16 protein-coding genes and 1 pseudogene are annotated in these 15793 nt (G+C 68.6%); 7 read left to right on the forward strand and 10 right to left on the reverse strand.

Features of this window, described 5'->3' with window-relative positions:
- The first annotated feature begins 12 nt into the window (after nt 1-12).
- Entirely contained in the window at nt 13-621 is a 609-nt protein-coding gene (locus GRS48_RS03600; RefSeq protein ID WP_321168278.1) for an undecaprenyl diphosphate synthase family protein, read from the forward strand.
- Between the two features lie 211 nt (nt 622-832).
- Here GRS48_RS03600 and GRS48_RS15180 read toward each other — a convergent pair whose 3' ends face one another.
- Complete coding sequence (locus GRS48_RS15180; protein ID WP_235027985.1) at nt 833-1231, reverse strand: hypothetical protein; 399 nt, start codon at nt 1229-1231, stop codon at nt 833-835.
- Nucleotides 1231-2775, reverse strand: coding sequence for an acyl-CoA carboxylase subunit beta (locus GRS48_RS03610; RefSeq protein ID WP_159483638.1), 1545 nt, complete (start codon nt 2773-2775; stop codon nt 1231-1233). Before GRS48_RS03610 ends, GRS48_RS15180 begins: the two co-directional genes overlap by 1 nt.
- 283 nt (nt 2776-3058) lie before the next feature.
- On the opposite strand from GRS48_RS03610, the gene GRS48_RS03615 reads away from it, so the two are divergent.
- From GRS48_RS03615 to GRS48_RS03630, 4 genes are all read left to right on the forward strand, one after another.
- Nucleotides 3059-3697 (forward strand): 50S ribosomal protein L1, encoded by a 639-nt coding sequence (locus GRS48_RS03615; RefSeq protein WP_159483640.1) that lies wholly within the window; start codon nt 3059-3061, stop codon nt 3695-3697.
- Entirely contained in the window at nt 3694-4725 is a 1032-nt protein-coding gene (locus GRS48_RS03620) for a 50S ribosomal protein L10 (RefSeq protein WP_159483642.1), read from the forward strand. Before GRS48_RS03615 ends, GRS48_RS03620 begins: the two co-directional genes overlap by 4 nt.
- An 18-nt stretch (nt 4726-4743) precedes the next feature.
- Entirely contained in the window at nt 4744-5070 is a 327-nt protein-coding gene (gene rpl12p, locus GRS48_RS03625; protein ID WP_159483644.1) for a 50S ribosomal protein P1, read from the forward strand.
- A 152-nt stretch (nt 5071-5222) separates the two neighbouring features.
- Nucleotides 5223-5414 carry a hypothetical protein gene (locus GRS48_RS03630; protein ID WP_159484154.1) on the forward strand — a complete coding sequence of 64 codons (192 nt, stop codon included), beginning with the start codon at nt 5223-5225 and terminating at the stop codon, nt 5412-5414.
- A gap of 45 nt (nt 5415-5459) precedes the next feature.
- Here the strand turns inward: GRS48_RS03630 and GRS48_RS03635 are convergent, their stop codons facing one another.
- Nucleotides 5460-7025 carry a hybrid sensor histidine kinase/response regulator gene (locus GRS48_RS03635; protein WP_159483646.1) on the reverse strand — a complete coding sequence of 522 codons (1566 nt, stop codon included), beginning with the start codon at nt 7023-7025 and terminating at the stop codon, nt 5460-5462.
- Between the two features lie 706 nt (nt 7026-7731).
- On the opposite strand from GRS48_RS03635, the gene GRS48_RS03640 reads away from it, so the two are divergent.
- Nucleotides 7732-8400 (forward strand): hypothetical protein, encoded by a 669-nt coding sequence (locus tag GRS48_RS03640; RefSeq protein WP_159483648.1) that lies wholly within the window; start codon nt 7732-7734, stop codon nt 8398-8400.
- A gap of 230 nt (nt 8401-8630) precedes the next feature.
- Here the strand turns inward: GRS48_RS03640 and panB are convergent, their stop codons facing one another.
- The gene (gene panB, locus GRS48_RS03645; RefSeq protein WP_159483650.1) at nt 8631-9437 is read right to left on the reverse strand and encodes a 3-methyl-2-oxobutanoate hydroxymethyltransferase; all 807 of its coding nucleotides are present in this window, start codon (nt 9435-9437) and stop codon (nt 8631-8633) included.
- A gap of 178 nt (nt 9438-9615) precedes the next feature.
- On the opposite strand from panB, the pseudogene GRS48_RS03650 reads away from it, so the two are divergent.
- Nucleotides 9616-9852, forward strand: a pseudogene (locus GRS48_RS03650) (DUF5822 domain-containing protein); the annotation flags it as partial.
- Nucleotides 9853-9857: 5 nt separating this feature from the next.
- Here GRS48_RS03650 and GRS48_RS03655 read toward each other — a convergent pair.
- From GRS48_RS03655 to GRS48_RS03680, 6 genes are all read right to left on the reverse strand, one after another.
- Nucleotides 9858-10445: an HAD family hydrolase gene (locus GRS48_RS03655; RefSeq protein WP_159483654.1), complete on the reverse strand. Its 588-nt coding sequence runs from the start codon at nt 10443-10445 to the stop codon at nt 9858-9860.
- A complete protein-coding gene (locus GRS48_RS03660) occupies nt 10442-11596 on the reverse strand; it encodes an acyl-CoA dehydrogenase family protein (protein ID WP_159483656.1) in 1155 nt (384 codons plus the stop codon). Before GRS48_RS03660 ends, GRS48_RS03655 begins: the two co-directional genes overlap by 4 nt.
- A gap of 135 nt (nt 11597-11731) precedes the next feature.
- Nucleotides 11732-12793, reverse strand: coding sequence for an AIR synthase family protein (locus tag GRS48_RS03665; RefSeq protein WP_159483658.1), 1062 nt, complete (start codon nt 12791-12793; stop codon nt 11732-11734).
- On the reverse strand, nt 12790-14106 hold the full coding sequence (locus GRS48_RS03670) for a DHHA1 domain-containing protein (protein WP_159483660.1): 1317 nt from the start codon (nt 14104-14106) through the stop codon (nt 12790-12792). Before GRS48_RS03670 ends, GRS48_RS03665 begins: the two co-directional genes overlap by 4 nt.
- Before the next feature lie 95 nt (nt 14107-14201).
- Complete coding sequence (locus tag GRS48_RS03675) at nt 14202-14927, reverse strand: nucleoside phosphorylase (RefSeq protein WP_159483662.1); 726 nt, start codon at nt 14925-14927, stop codon at nt 14202-14204.
- A gap of 204 nt (nt 14928-15131) precedes the next feature.
- The coding region (locus tag GRS48_RS03680) for an RNA-guided endonuclease TnpB family protein (RefSeq protein WP_159483664.1) at nt 15132-15793 on the reverse strand (662 nt) is incomplete at its 5' end.

The following is a 15793-nucleotide window of genomic DNA, read 5'->3' on the forward strand; positions in this document are numbered from 1 at the left end:
GGATCCGTACCCGTGGGTCTGTACGACGCGTACCTGGCCGTTCGCCATCGCCTCCACGAGAGCGATCCGCCGGATCACGTCGCGATCGTGATCACCGAGCGGGACCTCCTCGCCGACGGCGCGTACGACACGCTGACGGCCTCGCTCGGGTGGGCGTTCGACTACGGTACCGAACGCGTCACCGTCTCCGTCTCCGTGCTCGACGAGTCCGTTATCGGGACGCTCGCGCGGGAGTTCCGCGAGCTCGACGCTCCGAAACCCCTCGCCGTCCGCACGCCCGGCGACACCGACCCGGTCGACGCGCCGATCCGGGTGAACGTCGGACTGGGCGGGAAAGCGGAGTTCACCGAGGCGGTCCGCGAGCTCGCCGCCGACGTCGACGACGGGGTCCTCGACCCCGAGGCGATCGACGAGGAGCAGGTCGCAGAGCGGCTGGTGTTCCCCGCGGAGCCCGACCTCGTGATAAAGACCGGCGCGGAGCGACTCTCGGACTTCGCCATCTGGCAGTCGGTGTACGCGGAGCTCTACTTCACGGACGTGAACTGGCGGGACTTCCGGAAGCGCGACTACCTCCGCGCGCTGCTCGACTTCCAGGACCGACAGCGGCGGTTCGGCCGGTGATCGCGCCCCGTCGGCGCGGTGTGGTTCGACGTGTGCGCCCCGTCGGTAGGTGACCGCCCAACGGCGGTCCGTTCCTCCGTTTAAAAGCTCCTAACCCGCCGCTTAAAAGCGACCGAGCCGCCAGTTGAGATCCGACGGGGTGCTCTGCTTAACAGAGCCGATCTGCCGCTCAAAAGGGCCGTTCCACGGTTAAAAGCGGTCGATCCACTACTTAAAAGCGGTCGATCCGTCCCGCCGCCGTCCACGGATCCGTCGGCGTCCCCGTCGGGACGCGCACGGGCCGTCCCTGCAGTCGGTCGACGCGCCCGGCGAATGCCCACCGACGACCGTGCCACGACGCGTCGTCGTCGGCCGCCTCGGCCGCGGCGACCTCGCGGTCCCGGAGGTGTGCGCCGACCGCCGCGGCGATGGCCGCGGCCTCGGCGTCGTCCGCGTCGTCGGGGATCGAGAGCCCGTCGAGCGCGCGGGCGACGGCGGCCTCGGGCGGGTGACCGGTCGCCCCGCCGATCTCGTCCGATTCGTCCGTCTCGTCCCCGTCTACGTCAGTCTCGTCCCCGTCCATCTCGTTCGTCTCGTCCTCGTCCACCTCGTCAGCGCGCTCGGTCGCCATCAGATGGGGATGTTGCCGTGCTTCTTCTCCGGCTGGTCCGACCGTTTCCCCTTCAGGACGTGGAGGTCGTCGACGAGCCGCGCGCGGGTCTCGGCCGGTTCGATGACGTCGTCGACGAAGCCGCGGTCGGCGGCGGTGTACGGGTTCGCGAACTCGTCGCGGTACTCGTCGATGAGCTCCTGTCGGCGCGCCTCGGGGTCGTCGGCCTCCGCCAGCTCCTCGCGGTAGAGCACGTTCACCGCGCCCTTCGGCCCCATCACCGCGATCTCGGCGGTCGGCCACGCGTAGTTGACGTCGCCGCCGATGTGTTTCGAGGACATCACGCAGTACGCGCCGCCGTACGCCTTGCGCGTGATGACCGTCAGGAGCGGCACGGTCGCCTCCGAGAAGGCGTACAGCAGCTTCGCGCCGTGCCGGATGATCCCGTTGTGTTCCTGATCGGTGCCGGGCATGAACCCGGGCACGTCCTCGAAGGTGAGGATGGGGACGTTAAAGGCGTCACAGAAGCGGACGAACCGCGCGCCCTTCTGGCTCGACTCGATGTCGAGCGTGCCCGCGTTCACGCGAGGGTTGTTTGCGACGACGCCGATCGAGTGGCCGTCGAGCCGGGCGAACCCGACGATCACGTTCTTCGCGAAGTCCTCGTGGACCTCGAAGAAGGAGCCCTCGTCGACGACCCCGCCGATCACGTCGTGCATGTCGTACGGCTTGCGGGGGGCGTCCGGGACGACGCCCGCGAGGTCGTCGTCGGCCCGCTCCGGGTCGTCCCACGGCTCGACGCGCGGCGGGTCCTCCACGTTGTTCGCGGGGAGATACGAGAGCAGCCGGGCGATGTCGTCGAGCGCGTCCTCCTCGCTGTCGGCGGCGAAATGGGCGACGCCCGAGGTCGACGAGTGGGTGACCGCGCCGCCGAGCTCCTCGAAGCTCACCTGCTCGCCCGTCACCGTCTCGACGACGTCGGGGCCGGTGATGAACATGTGCGAGGTGTCTTTCACCATGAACGTGAAGTCGGTGATGGCTGGCGAGTACACCGCGCCGCCGGCACACGGCCCCATGATCGCCGAGATCTGCGGGATCACGCCGGACGCCTCCGTGTTGCGCCGGAAGATCTCCGCGAAGCCGCCGAGCGAGGCGACGCCCTCCTGGATGCGCGCCCCGGCCGAGTCGTTGAGTCCCACGACGGGCGCGCCGACGTCCATCGCCTTGTCCATCACCTTACACACCTTCTCGGCGAACACCTCGCCCAGCGACCCGCCGAAGACCGTGAAGTCGTGTGCGAACACGAACGTCTTCCGGCCGTCGACCTCGCCGTACCCGGTCACGACGCCGTCGCCGGGGACCTTCCGCTCCTCCATCCCGAACGTGTGGTTTCGGTGGGTCCGGAACCGGTCGAACCCGTGGAACGTGCCGTCGTCGAGGAAGTAGTCGATCCGCTCGCGCGCGGTGAGTTTCCCCTTCTCGTGTTGGGACGCGATCCGGTCCTCGCCGCCGCCCTTCTCGGCCCGCTCGCGCCGCTCACGCAGGTCCTCGATGCGATCGTCCATCGTCACGCCGGACCACCCTGAGTCATTGTCTGCAGGTTGGCAAGCGACGGCAAAAGGGTTCCCCTCCGCGACGACACCGAGGTTCGACGGTCGTCGTATCGAGCGCCTCGGTCGTCGTCGCGGCACGCCGGACTCGCCGCCGCGGGGCGCCGGGCTGTGGCCGGTTCACACGCGCGGGCGGCGTTCGACGGTTTTAAACACCTCATGGGCCATTCTCCGATGAGACAGGCTTCGCCTGTTTCACTGACCCGTAGGAGCTACCTGCGTACTACGGAGGTGAAAAATGGCAGACACAATACAAGAGGCCGTCACTCTCGCGCTGACCGAGGCCCCCGAGCGGAACTTCCGCGAAACGGTGGACCTCGCCATCAACCTGCGAGACCTCGACCTCAACGATCCGTCGAACCGAGTCGACGAGTCCGTCGTGCTGCCGGCTGGAACGGGGCAGGATACTCGAATCGTTGTCTTCGCGGAGGGCGAAACCGCCGTTCGCGCCCAGGACGTCGCTGACGAAGTGTTCGACAGCGACGACCTCGAGGAGCTAGGAGACGACGACGACCGCGCAAAGGACCTGGCCGATGAGACCGACTTCTTCATCGCGGAAGCCAACCTGATGCAGGACATCGGGCGGTACCTCGGTACCGTCCTCGGTCCGCGCGGGAAGATGCCTACCCCACTGCAGCCGGACGACGACGTCGTCGACACAGTCAACCGGATGATGAACACGGTGCAGCTCCGATCGCGAGATCGGCGTACCTTCCACACGCGCGTCGGCGCGGACGACATGGACGCCGAGGCGATCTCGAGCAATATCGACGTCATCATCCGCCGTCTCGAGGCCGACCTCGAGAAGGGACCGCTCAACATCGACGGGATCTACGTCAAGACGACGATGGGTCCCGCGAAGGAGGTGCCCGTATGAGCACCGTCCGCAAGACCGAGACGATCCCGCAGTGGAAGCGCGACGAGGTCGACGAGCTCGTCGAGTTCATCGACTCGTTCGCGTCCGTCGGGATCGTCGGCGTCGCCGGCATCCCGAGCCGCCAGCTCCAGGCCATGCGCCGCGAGCTGCACGGCTCCGCGGACGTCAGGATGAGCCGCAACACGCTCACCCTTCGAGCCCTCGATGAGGTCAACGAGGGCGTCGAGGAGCTGGCGGGCTACGTCGAGGGGCAGGTCGCGCTCATCGGCACGAACGACAACCCGTTCGGTCTCTTCAAGCAGCTGGAAGCCTCGAAGACCCCGGCACCGATCAACGCCGGCGAGGTCGCCCCGAACGACGTCGTGATCCCCGAGGGCGACACCGGCGTCGACCCCGGACCGTTCGTCGGCGAACTCCAGACGGTCGGCGCGTCCGCGCGCATCCAGGACGGCTCGATCGTCGTCACCGAGGACTCGAAGGTCCTCGAGGAGGGCGAGGTCGTCGACGAGGACCTCGCGAGCGTCCTGACCGACCTCGGCATCGAGCCGAAGGAAGTCGGGCTCGACCTGAAGGGCGTCTACTCCGAGGGCGTCCTCTTCGAGCCGGACGAGCTCGCGATCGACGTCGACGAATACCGCGCGGACGTCCAGTCCGCCGCGGCCGCCGCCCGCAACCTCTCGGTCAACGCCGCCTACCCGACGGCCGCCACCGCCGGCACCCTTCTCGCGAAGGCGTCCGGCCAGGCGAAGTCGGTCGGGCTGTTCGCGGAGATCGAGAGCCCGGACGTCGTGCCCGACCTCATCGGGAAGGCCGACGCCCAGCTGCGCGCGCTCGCCGCCGCGATCGACGACGACGAGGCGCTCCCCGAGGAGCTGCAGGGTGTCGAAGCCGCCCCGGCTCCGGAGACGGACGACGCCGACGAGGACGAACAGGTTACTGAAGAGGAGGACGCCGAGGAGGCCGACGACGACGCCGACGATGACGACGGCGACGACGGCGGCGACGGTCTCGGCGCGATGTTCGGATAATACAACGAGGTTACACCAATGGAATACGTTTACGCTGCGCTCATCCTGAACGAGACTGGCGAAGAGATCAACGAGGACAACATCACCGGCGTGCTCGAGGCCGCCGGCGTCGACGTCGAGGAATCCCGCGTCAAGGCGCTCGTCGCCGCGCTGGAGGACGTCGACATCGAGGAAGCCATCGAGACGGCCGCCGCCGCGCCCGCCGCGGGTGCCGCCGCCGCCTCCGGAGCCGCCGACGGCGACGACTCCGACGACGAGGAAGAGGAGGCCGCCGAGGAGGAAGACGACGAGGACGAGGAGGAGGACGACGACGGCGGCGAGGGTCTCGGCGAGCTGTTCGGCTAACGCCGGACCCCGACCCGACCGCGTCCCCTCGGACGCGCCGACCTCGACGACCACACCGACTTTTTATCGACCCTGCCCGTCGACGAGCGGTCGCGCTACCGCGGTCCCGTCCGTGGGTTTTATCGGTCGACGGACGAGTGTCCACGACCGAGATGGAGATCGTCGACGGCGACAAGGCCGAGTGCGACCGGTGTGAGTCCGTGTTCCCGCTCGAAGACGTCTCGCTCCTCGAGAAGGAGACCAACCGGGCCTACGAGAAGGTGTTGTGCGAGCCGTGTCTCGCGGCGATCGGCGTCCCGAAGGGGTACACGCTGCGCCGGGACGTCACCCATCTCGGTCGGTGACTCCCCGGCGGGTCAGACGAGCACGGGTCAGTCGACGAGCACGGGTCAGTCGACGAGCTCGACGCCGCTGACCTCGAACCGAGCTCCGCCGGCCGTGCTTTCCTCCACGCGAACGGTCCATCCGTGCGCCTCGACCACCTGTTCGACGATCCGCAGCCCGAACCCCGAGCCGTTCCGCGTCGTCGAGTAGCCGGCGTCGAACACCCGGTCCCGGTCGTCCGCCGGGATGCCCGGCCCGTCGTCCTCGAGGTAAAAGCCGGTCCCGTCCGCCAACTCGCCGACGGTGACCACGACGTCCCCGTCCGCGTGTTCGATCGCGTTCCGGACCGCGTTCTCGAACGCCTGTCGGACGCGTCCCGTGTCGGCGCGGATCGATCGGTCGGTCGCGGCGACGAGCGTCGCGCCGTCGGTGTCGACGGCGGCCCGGCAGTGGTCGACGAGCGCCGCGAGCGACACGGCTTCCGGGTCCGTCGGGGCCGCCCCGTCGCGAGCGAGACGGAGCAGGTCGCCGACGAGCGTCTCGATCCGGTCGAGCGCGTAGTCGACGTCGCCCAGGTGGTCGACCTCGATCCCCTCCCGATCCAGCTCCGCGCGAGCCAGGTCCAGCCGACCCTTCGCGACGGCGAGCGGGTTCCGGACGTCGTGGCTGACGACGCCGACGAACCGGTCGAGCCGCTCGTTCTGTCTGGTGAGGTCCTCCCGGCTGGACACCTGATCGAGCGCTGCGACGGCGCTGTCGGCGAGTATCCGCCCGAAGGCAACGTCCTCGTCGTCGAAGGTCCCGGGTTCGTGTGAGCCGACGACGAGCGCGCCGTGTCCCGCGAGCGGGACCGTGAGCTGGCTCCGGATCGGCGTCTCCGGGTCGAATACGTCCGGGTCCTCCGGGACGTTCCCGATCGCCTCCGGCTCGCCCCGCTCGAAGACGCGCCAGACGATGCTGTCGCCGGGGCCGTACGTCGGCGGGCCTCCGGAGAGGTTCTCGGCGGCGCCCGTCGAGGCGACCGGCTCGATCGCGTTCGCGTCTGCGTCGTAGAGGTACACCGTGCTCGCGGCCAACCCGTGGATCTCGCTGGCGGCCTCGACGGCGACGTTCGCGACCTCCGCTTCCGTGTCCGCGGCGATCAACCCCGTCGTCGCCTCGTGGAGCGCCGTCAACCGTCGAGGGCACACCGCGTCGGGGGCGTCAGCCTCGGACACGGCGCGGCGCTCGTCTCCCACTGCAGGGGTGGCGTCGGCGACCGTCCCGCCGGTAGCCTCGGCGATCCGCTCCGCCAGCTTCGCGTACCGTCCCTCGGTTCCGTCGTCGACGACGTAGCCGGTGACGCCGGCGGCGATCGCCTCGGCCGCGACCGCCTCGCTTCCCGCCCCCGTAAAGAGGAGGAACGGGAGGGTGACGTGACCCTCGCGGACTCGCTCGAGCAGGTCGATCCCGCTTCCGTCGGGGAGATCGTAGTCACTGACGACACACGTGATCGGCTCGGTCGCGAGGGTCTCGAGCGCGCGCTCGCCGTCGGGTGCCGTGTACAGCGTCGCGCCCGGGAGCCGCCGTGACAGCTCCACCCGTGTGTCCTCGAGCGAACCGACGTCGGGGTCGACACAGAGGACGTGCATGGGGACCGATCGCCGTTTCGACGGAAATACGCTTCGGCGGCCCGTTGACCCTCCAGTAGACCTCGGATACCGACCGAGCCGTGGGCGATACAGGGGGCGCATCGAGCGATCTCGTGATCGATCGTTCGTTTATAAATGGATCTGGATCGGAAAACGTCGTTATAAACGATCGATGCGGTCGGCGCGCGCGACTCCGGCGCGCGCGAGGTCGTCGGACTCCGCCCGCCTGCCGAGGTTGGGGAGGCGTGAGGCTGTGGTGCGGGTGCGTTCGAGTGCGCTCCTCTTCGTGGTCGTACCGGGTACTGCCGGCCCCTCACGACGCTCCACTGATAAACGACCACGACGCTCCGTCACGACTCCGTATAAACACGATGGGCGACGACTCACTCGATTCGCACGCGTCAGCGACCTGCCGTTTCAAGCGAGAGCGTGTCTGAGGAATAACGTTTCAGCGGAGCCAGAGCGTATGTTCTGACCGATATTGTACGAACATTTATGTAAATAGAGTATCTCTTCTGTGTGTTAATCGATGACTAAAGAACAATACAGACCGACAACACGACGAGCAGTTCTGGGAGGAATCGGGGCTGCAGGTGTGGGCGGTGTTATCGGAACAGCGACTGCAGAACCGGGAGGAGGCCAGGGGTTTCCACCACGAGGACGTACGGAGTATACCGAACCGGAACCGCTCGGTAACGGAGAAGTAATGGCCTTCTACACCGAGCACCCCGACTACAATTGGCAGTACATCGGCGTAGAAATGACCGCCGAAGCCGCTACCATCGATGAAACCGAGTACGGTGAACCTGACCTCGTTGCCATCGACTTCCCCGGCGACACACGATTCGAATGGCTCGGACTCAACTGGATGCCGGAAGGCCACGGCCCGCCGGACGTATACGGTGTCCCGCACTTCGACATTCACTTCTATCTGGATCCGGAAGACCGGATCAACGAGATCCCCTGGATCAACTATCCGCCCGGAACAGGGGATCCCTATGAGAGCGAACTCGCCGACGATCAATTCCCGCCGGGATACTTCCGAACGCGCGCAGTCGTGAATAGCATGGGTGAGCATCTTTTCGATGCGAACTCCCACGAGTGGGCCGAACCCGGAATCCCAAGCGGCGAAGACTTCACCCAAAGCTTCGTGTGGGGTCACTGGGACGGGAATTTGAACTTCTTCGAGCCGATGATCTCGACCGAGTTCTTCGAATCCCTCGATCAAACTGTCGTCAATTCGATCAGTATGCCCGAACGAATGCCTGACGCTGGAAACTATCCAACCGAGTACCAGATTGCCTACCACCGAAATCGGGATTCCTACACAGTCACGCTGAAAACCTTCGAACCCTTCGAGGCGTCCGAGGGATAGATCGAACCTCGGTATCGATACCCGAGATCCTCTCCGATCACGGTCGAGCCTCCACGTTCGTCACGACGTGCTACATCTACGCTGTGTCTCTCTCGCGGCTATCGGCGCACCGCCTCGGATCGGGAGCTCTTCTGCCACTCAGTGGAAGTCCCCAGCGGCCAGCCGCGTCGGACGAACATGTCTGAAGGGGAGGGTTCAACGGAGCCGTGGTTCAGCATCGCCCGGACGAGTCAGTACAGGTCGTCGAGCCCCTCCTCGACGTGGGCGTGCTCCTCGGCCGGGAACGAGCCGTCCGCGACGGCCTCCGTGTATTCGTCGATCGCGCGACGCATCTCCCCGCGCACGTCGCCGAAGCGTTCGGCGAACGGGGGTGACCACTCCCCGAGCCCGACGACGTCGTTGACTACGAGCACCTGGCCGTCGCAGTCGGGGCCCGCGCCGATCCCGATCGTGGGTATCGAGAGCGCGTCCGTGACCGTCGCGGCGAGGTTCGAGGGGACGTGTTCCAACACGAGCGCGAACGCGCCGGCGTCCTCGTGCTCGCGGGCGAGCGCGAGGATCTCCTCGGCGGCGTCCCGTTCGGTCCCCTGCCGGGTGTAGCCGCCGAGCCGGTTGACGTGTTGTGGCGTGAGTCCCAGGTGTGCCATCACGGGGATACCGAGGTCGGTCATCCGCCGCGTCGTCTCGACGGTGTGTGGGCCGCTCTCGATCTTCACCGCGTCGGCGTTCGCTTCCTTGAGCAGCTCGCCGGCGTTCCGGACCGACTCCGCCTCGTCGACGCCGAACGAGAGGAACGGCATGTCCGCGACGACCAACGCGTCGTCGACCGCACGCGCCACCGCGGCGGTGCGGCTCGCGACGTCCGCCATCGTCACCGGCAGCGTCGTGTCGTACCCCAGCGCCGCGTTCCCCATGCTGTCACCGACGAGGACGACGTCGACGCCCGCCTCGTCGACGACCGCTGCCGTCGGGGCGTCGTAGGCGGTCAACATCGTGAACGGCTCCTCGCGGTCCCGAAGCCCCCGCGTCGTTGTCATACCTGGAGTCGCCCCCGCGTCGGGTTAAAATCGACGGGATCACGGGTCGGACGGGGCCGGATCTGTGACCCGTCTCGCTCCGGCGACTGGCACCGCTTCGGCGACTCGCACCCATTCGGCGACTCGCACTCATCCGGCGACCGGCACCGATTTGACGCTCGCGCCCGCACGTCGGGTCGTGCAACCCGTCGAGCGAGCGGAGGTCGAAGGGATCGACTACGGCTGGGTGATGCAGACCACGTTCGTGGTGACGATCCTCGTCGGAGCCCCCATCGTCGCCGCGCTCTCCACGCTGGTGACGCTCGACACGTGGGGGGCTCGCGCGGCGTTTGCCGTTCGGGTCGGCGCACCGATCTGGTTCCTCACGGCGGTCGCCGCCGCGATATACGCGAAACGGACGGGAGCCGGCGACGGGACCCGTTAGGCGTCGACGGCGTCGGCGACCCACACGAAGGGGACGCCGGCACGCTCGGCGGTGACCGCGTCCCGGTCGGAATCTCCGACGAAGACGGCACGGCCGGGGTCCGCACCCAGCGCGTCGAGCGCCGCGAGCAGCGGCTCCGGATCCGGCTTGTACGTCGCGACGGTGTCCCGCCCGACGACCGCGTCGACCTCGCCGTCGATCCCGTGGGTCCCCAACGCGATCCGGCAGGCGGCCTCGCAGTTGAGCGAGCAGACGGCGATCGGCCCCCGTTCGTCACCGTTCCCGCCGTTCCTGCCCTCCCGCTCTCCTTCGCCGGCGAGACGGTCGCCGAGCGGGAGGCGGGTCGACCGCCGAGCCCCGTCGCGTTCGTGCTCCGCGATCGCCGCCTCGACGGCGTCGCCGATCCCGTACTCCTCGGCCGCTCCGAGCAGGTCCCAGAGGTCGTCGCCCGGGGGCTTGATCGCCTCGCCGGCGTAGACGGCGAGGACGTCGTCGGCCACCGCCCCCCAGTCGACCGCCAGGTCGACCACGGTGCCGTCGAGGTCGTACACCACCGCGTCGTAGTCGGTCGGGTCGAACGTCATCGGTCGTCCAGTACGCCCCGGGCGATGATCTTCTTTTGGATCTCGGTGGTCCCCTCGTAGATCTCGGTGATCTTCGCGTCCCGGTAGAGCCGCTCGACGTCGTACTCGGTCGTGTAGCCGTAGCCGCCGTGGATCTGAATCGCCTGGTTCGCCGTCGTCATCGCCGTCTCGCTCGCCTTGTACTTCGCACGGGAGGCGGCGACGCGGGCGTCCTCGCCCGCCGCCGCGCGGCGACACGCCTCGCGGACGAGCAGCCGGGACGCCTCGATCTCGGTCGACAGCTCGGCGAACGTGTGACGGATCGCCTGGATCCGGTCGATCGGCTCGCCGAACTGCTCGCGTTCGCCCGCGTACGCCCGCGCCTCGTCGAAGGCGGCCCGGGCCACCCCGACCGCCTGCGCCGCGATGCCGATCCGACCGCCGGTCAGGATCCGAAACGCCGCGGAGAGCCCCTTCCCCTCCTCGGTGAGGCGGTTCGCCGCCGGAACCCGGCAGCCGTCGAACGTGATCGACGTCGTGTCCGACGCGCGCAGGCCGAGCTTCTCCTCCTTCGGGCCGACGTGGAACCCGTCGGCGTCCGCCGGCACCAGGAACTGCGTGATCGAACCGGGGTCGTCCGGGTCCGTCTTCGCGAAAACGACGGCGACGCCGCCGCGCTGTCCGTTCGTGATCCACTGTTTCGTCCCGTCGAGGACGTACTCGTCGCCCTCCCGAGTCGCCGTCGTCGACAGCTCGGCGGGGTTCGACCCGGCGTGCGGCTCGGAGAGACAGAACATCCCCACCGGCCTCCCGTCGGCCATCTCGGGGAGCCAGCGCTCGCGTTGGGTTTCGTCACCGAACGTCGCCAGACAGGAGGTGACGAGACAGTGAACCGAGAGCGCGGTCGCGACGGCGAGCTGGCCGTACGCGAGCTCCTCGTTGACGATCGCGTACGTCGTCTCGTCGGCGCCGAAGCCGCCGTACGCCTCCGGAACGGTGAGTCCCGTCAGGCCGAGCTCGGCGAGGCCGTCCCACACGTCCTCGGGGAACGTCTCCGTTCGATCCGCCTCCCGGGCCCCGGGGCGGACTTCCTCGACCGCGAACTCGTGGACGAGGTCCCTGACCGCCCGCTGCTCGGGGGTGAGCGCCGACCCGACGCGTACGCCAGTCATGTCCCTCGGTTCGCTCTCACACGGAAAAAGGTGAGCGATCGGTCCACTCCCGGAACGGGACCCGGCGCTCGCCCGACGACTGGTCGCCCTCGCGCGGACGGTCGGTCGGCGTCCTGCCGGTTCGAAGCCGTCGACTCACTCCCACAGCGGGTAGAGCTCGTCGCGGGGCGGGTCCACGATCGGCTCGCCGTCGAGGAGGACCGTCCCGGGTGCGAAGTCGTCTCCGGCGCTTCCGGCGTCTCCGTCGCTTTCGGCGTCTCCGTCCCCATCGTCCGTATCGTCCGCTGTGTCGCCCGCCACGTCGTCCGCCCGCCGCGCCTCCCCGATGTCGGCTCCCTCGATCCCTGCCGCCGCGAGCGCATCGAGCGCCTCGTCGATCCGCGGCTCGGGGACGGCCGCGAGCAGCGCGCCGGAGCCGAACGTCGCCAGCGGGTCGACGTCGAGCGCGTCACAACACGCCCGCGTCTCGCGACGCACCGGGACGCGGTCGCGCTCCACCGCGAGGACGCGGTCGCTTGCGGTCGCGACCTCGACGAGCGCCGTGAGCAGCCCGCCCTCGGTCGGGTCGTGAAGTGCCGTCGCGACGTCTCTGACCGCTCGAGCGTCGTCGACGACGCTCACCTCGTCGAGGAACGCGGCGGCGGCGTCGAGCGTCGTCTCGTCGACCCCCGCCGCCGCACACTCCTCGCGGAAGTCGGTCGCGAGGATCGCCGTCGCCTCGATGCCCGCACCCTTCGTCAGGAGCAGGCGGTCGCCGGGGCGTACGCCGCCGCTCGGGAGGAACCGGTCGGTCGTCCCGAGCGCCGTCATCGACAGGAGCGGGCGGTCGAGCGAGCCCAACACCTCGGTGTGGCCGCCGACGATCGCCGCGCCCGCCTCGACGGCGGCCGCGTCGACCTGCTCGGCGACGGTCCGCCGGGTTTCCGGGTCGTCGTCCGGGAGGAAGACGGTGTTCGTCAGCCACCGCGGGTCCGCCCCGCTGGCGGCCACGTCGTTGCAGACGACGTGGACCGCCAGCCGCCCGACCGCCTCCGCGGCCAGCGAGACGGGGTCGGAGCTGACGACGAGGGTCTCCTCGCCGAGGTCGATCGCGGCGGCATCCTCGCCGTAGGCGGCCCCCTGGAGGACCGCCGGGTCGTCCGCGCCCGTCGCCGAGAGGAAGTCCGCGAGCGACTCGGGGTCGAGCTTGCCGGTCATCGCTCGCGGACCCAGTCGACGACCGTCCCGGCGTCCGCGCCGATTCCGCCGCCCTGCGCGAACGTCGGGCCGCCCCCGCCGCCCCCGCCGAACTCGTCGGTGATCGCCGCGACGACCTCGCCCGCGTCGACGTCCGCGCCCGGCGCGGCCGCCACGACGACGAACGGGGACCCGCCCGCGCCGACGACGGCGATCGCGTCAGGGGCGTCGGGGCCGTCAGGACCGTCCCCGCCGACGAGCGCCTCCGCCGGGCTCCGGAGGTCGTTCGGCTCCGCGCCCTCGACGGTTCCGACCGCCCACGTCGTCCCGTCGCGTTCGACCGTCGGGAGGGCACGGAGGCGGTCGGCGAGCAGCGCCGCGGTCGCTTCGCGGAGCTCCGACTCCAGCCGGTCGCTCCGGTCGCGGAGCCGCTCGACCGCCGAGACGAGCCCGTCGACGTTGGCGTCGACCGCGGCCGACGCCTCCAGCGCGGCGGCGTGGACGGCGGCGTTCCGGTCGATCGCCGTCGGCCCGACCGCGAACTCGATCCGGGTGATCCCCTCGCCGGGGTTCGACCGGCCGAGCGCCGTTATCGGCCCGATCTCGGCGGTGTTGCGGACGTGCGTCCCGCCGCACGCGGCCGTGTCCCACCCCTCGACAGTGACGACGCGAACGCCGTCGGTTCCGGCCCCATCGGCGTCTTCGGCCTCGCTGCCGGTCCCGCTCTCTCCGGCCCCTCCGCTCTCTTCGTCCTCTCCGCCCTCGGCGACGGCGTTCCCCTCGCCCATCGCGCCTTCCTCGGTCTTCTCGTTGAACGCGATGTCGTCGAGCGCCCGCGCCGCCGCCGCCGACATCGTCTCCCACGACACGGGCCTCGAGTCCCACACCGCTCGGTTCGAGAGCCGCTCGAGTTCCACGAGGTCGGCGTCGTCGAGCGGCTCGTCGGCGGTCAGGTCGACGCGGACCTTCTCGGGGGAGATGTCGAAGCCGGCGTAGCCGAGCCCCGAACACACCCGACGGGCCGCGCCGTAGAGGACGTGGGAGGCGGTGTGAGCGCGGGCACAGTACGTGCGGAACGCGTCGTCGACGACCCCGACCACCGTCTCGCCGGGTTCGATGTCGGGGTCGTCGGCGAGGACGTGGTGGATCGCCCCCTCCCGCTCGCGGACGTCGTCGACGACGACGCCGGCGAGGGTGCCCCGATCGGCGGGCTGGCCGCCCGACGCGGCGTAGAAGTACGTCTCGTCGAGGACGACCGCCCGGCCGTCGACCCGGTCGACCGTCGCCTCGAACTCGCGGACGTCCGGCTCGGCCGGCGCGCGTGAGATGGTCATACCCGGCCGGTGTTCGTCGTCGGATAAATAGTTGGTCGCCGCGGCAGCCGAGCGGGGTCGGTCCGGCGTGGACTGCAGGGTCGCTCCGGCGCGGACTACAGCGAGACGACGGCGTTCAGCGTGATCCGGATCGCGCGCTCGACGTTGTTCTTCGCCTTCTCGGGCAGCTCGTCGTCGGAGTCGGCGCCCTTCTGGGTCCCCTCGACGAGGTTGCCGTCGACGGTGCAGATCGCGCCGGCGCGGAGGCCCTTGCGGCGCGCGAGCGCGAAGACGGTCGCCGCCTCCATCTCGATCGCGAGCAGGTTCGCCGCCTCCCAGTCGGCGACGAACTCGTCGCTCTCGTTGTAGAAGGCGTCGTCGGAGACGATGGGGCCGACGTGGACGTCCTCGTCGTTGGCCTCGGCGGCGTCGACGAGCGCGGAGAGCACGTCGTAGTCGGGGACGGCCGGATACACTTCGTCCTCGTAGCGCTTACTCGTCCCCTCCTCTTTGGCTGCGCCGTTCGCGACGATCATGTCGCCGATCTCCATGCCCTCCTGGAGCGCGCCGCAGGTGCCACACCGGACGAAGGTCTCGACGCCGACGCGCGCGAGCTCCTCGACGGCGATCGCGGCCGACGGCCCGCCGATGCCCGTCGAGCAGATCGTCAGCGGGTCGCCCTCGTAGGTCGCGTTGACGACCGTGTACTCGCGGTTCTCCGAGACGATCTCGGCGTCGTCACAGAGGTCCGCGATCCGGTGGACGCGGCCCGGGTCGCCCGGGACGATCGCGGTCTCGTGGACGTCGCCTTCCTCGATCAGCAGGTGCGGCTGTTTCGCCATACGTTCGACTGTAGCGGCCGACCGCAAAAACCGACCGGTCCCGTGCGCGGCGTCGATCCGCCGAGCGCCCTCGGTCGACCCTTTTTCCGAGCTTCTTCGTCGACCCTTCCCCGTCGGCGGTTCATACGCAGCCGTCGGAACTCCGTCGCCCCGTTTTGACATCCTCCCCGCCCTGAAGGGCGAGGATTCCCGAGCGTTGGGATATTACGGTTTGCAGTCTACCTGTTCCCTCGGGTGGAACGACCCGGAGGTTTGGTTGAACAGGAAGGCTACTGGCCGTGCCAAACGACCGTTACTCATATCCTCAGTCGGAAGGTTCTGAGTTATCTTTCTGCGAATGTTCACCGCACCGTTCACGTCCGCATTCATCGTCGCACCGCACGACGCACAGATATACAGGCCGCGCTCCACACGGTTCGCGTCTCGCTTCCGCCCACAGCATGAACACGTCTTTGACGTGTCCCGCTCGCTCGTGCGGTCTACCAGGATGCCGTGTTCTTCGGCTTTGTACTCAAGCAAACGAGTGAAGCGGTCGAACTCCCAGCCGTGAAGTTTCTTGTTCCCACGCTTGCCCCAGTTTCGAGACTCACCCTTCTCGTCTTCACGAATCTCGCTCAAGTCACCAACAGCGATGCGACAAACCTCGTGGTCGATGCACTGTTCAACGACGTGTTTGGCGAGCGCGTGCAAGAAGTGATCTTTCCGCCGCGAGAGTTTCTGACGGGCGCGAAAAGCACGCTTCGACGGTCCGTTCTCGCCCTCGGTGTCGTACTCGTCTCGCGTGAAGTAGTGCTTGTCCTGTTTCAACACGTTCCCCGGATACAACTCCGCATCTCCATCATCGTAAGCGATGGCGAGGTAATTCT

Source organism: Halorubrum sp. JWXQ-INN 858 (assembly GCF_009806985.1).
Classification (GTDB): domain Archaea; phylum Halobacteriota; class Halobacteria; order Halobacteriales; family Haloferacaceae; genus Halorubrum.

Excerpts from the sequence above, each read along its gene's own strand:
- GRS48_RS15180 (WP_235027985.1), bottom strand. The coding sequence starts at position 1,231 with ATGGCGACCGAGCGCGCTGACGAGGTGGACGAGGACGAGACGAACGAG.
- GRS48_RS03610 (WP_159483638.1), bottom strand. The coding sequence starts at position 2,775 with ATGGACGATCGCATCGAGGACCTGCGTGAGCGGCGCGAGCGGGCCGAG.
- GRS48_RS03615 (WP_159483640.1), top strand. The coding sequence starts at position 3,059 with ATGGCAGACACAATACAAGAGGCCGTCACTCTCGCGCTGACCGAGGCC.
- GRS48_RS03620 (WP_159483642.1), top strand. The coding sequence starts at position 3,694 with ATGAGCACCGTCCGCAAGACCGAGACGATCCCGCAGTGGAAGCGCGAC.
- rpl12p (WP_159483644.1), top strand. The coding sequence starts at position 4,744 with ATGGAATACGTTTACGCTGCGCTCATCCTGAACGAGACTGGCGAAGAG.
- GRS48_RS03630 (WP_159484154.1), top strand. The coding sequence starts at position 5,223 with ATGGAGATCGTCGACGGCGACAAGGCCGAGTGCGACCGGTGTGAGTCC.
- GRS48_RS03635 (WP_159483646.1), bottom strand. The coding sequence starts at position 7,025 with ATGCACGTCCTCTGTGTCGACCCCGACGTCGGTTCGCTCGAGGACACA.
- GRS48_RS03640 (WP_159483648.1), top strand. The coding sequence starts at position 7,732 with ATGGCCTTCTACACCGAGCACCCCGACTACAATTGGCAGTACATCGGC.
- panB (WP_159483650.1), bottom strand. The coding sequence starts at position 9,437 with ATGACAACGACGCGGGGGCTTCGGGACCGCGAGGAGCCGTTCACGATG.
- GRS48_RS03655 (WP_159483654.1), bottom strand. The coding sequence starts at position 10,445 with ATGACGTTCGACCCGACCGACTACGACGCGGTGGTGTACGACCTCGAC.
- GRS48_RS03660 (WP_159483656.1), bottom strand. The coding sequence starts at position 11,596 with ATGACTGGCGTACGCGTCGGGTCGGCGCTCACCCCCGAGCAGCGGGCG.
- GRS48_RS03665 (WP_159483658.1), bottom strand. The coding sequence starts at position 12,793 with ATGACCGGCAAGCTCGACCCCGAGTCGCTCGCGGACTTCCTCTCGGCG.
- GRS48_RS03670 (WP_159483660.1), bottom strand. The coding sequence starts at position 14,106 with ATGACCATCTCACGCGCGCCGGCCGAGCCGGACGTCCGCGAGTTCGAG.
- GRS48_RS03675 (WP_159483662.1), bottom strand. The coding sequence starts at position 14,927 with ATGGCGAAACAGCCGCACCTGCTGATCGAGGAAGGCGACGTCCACGAG.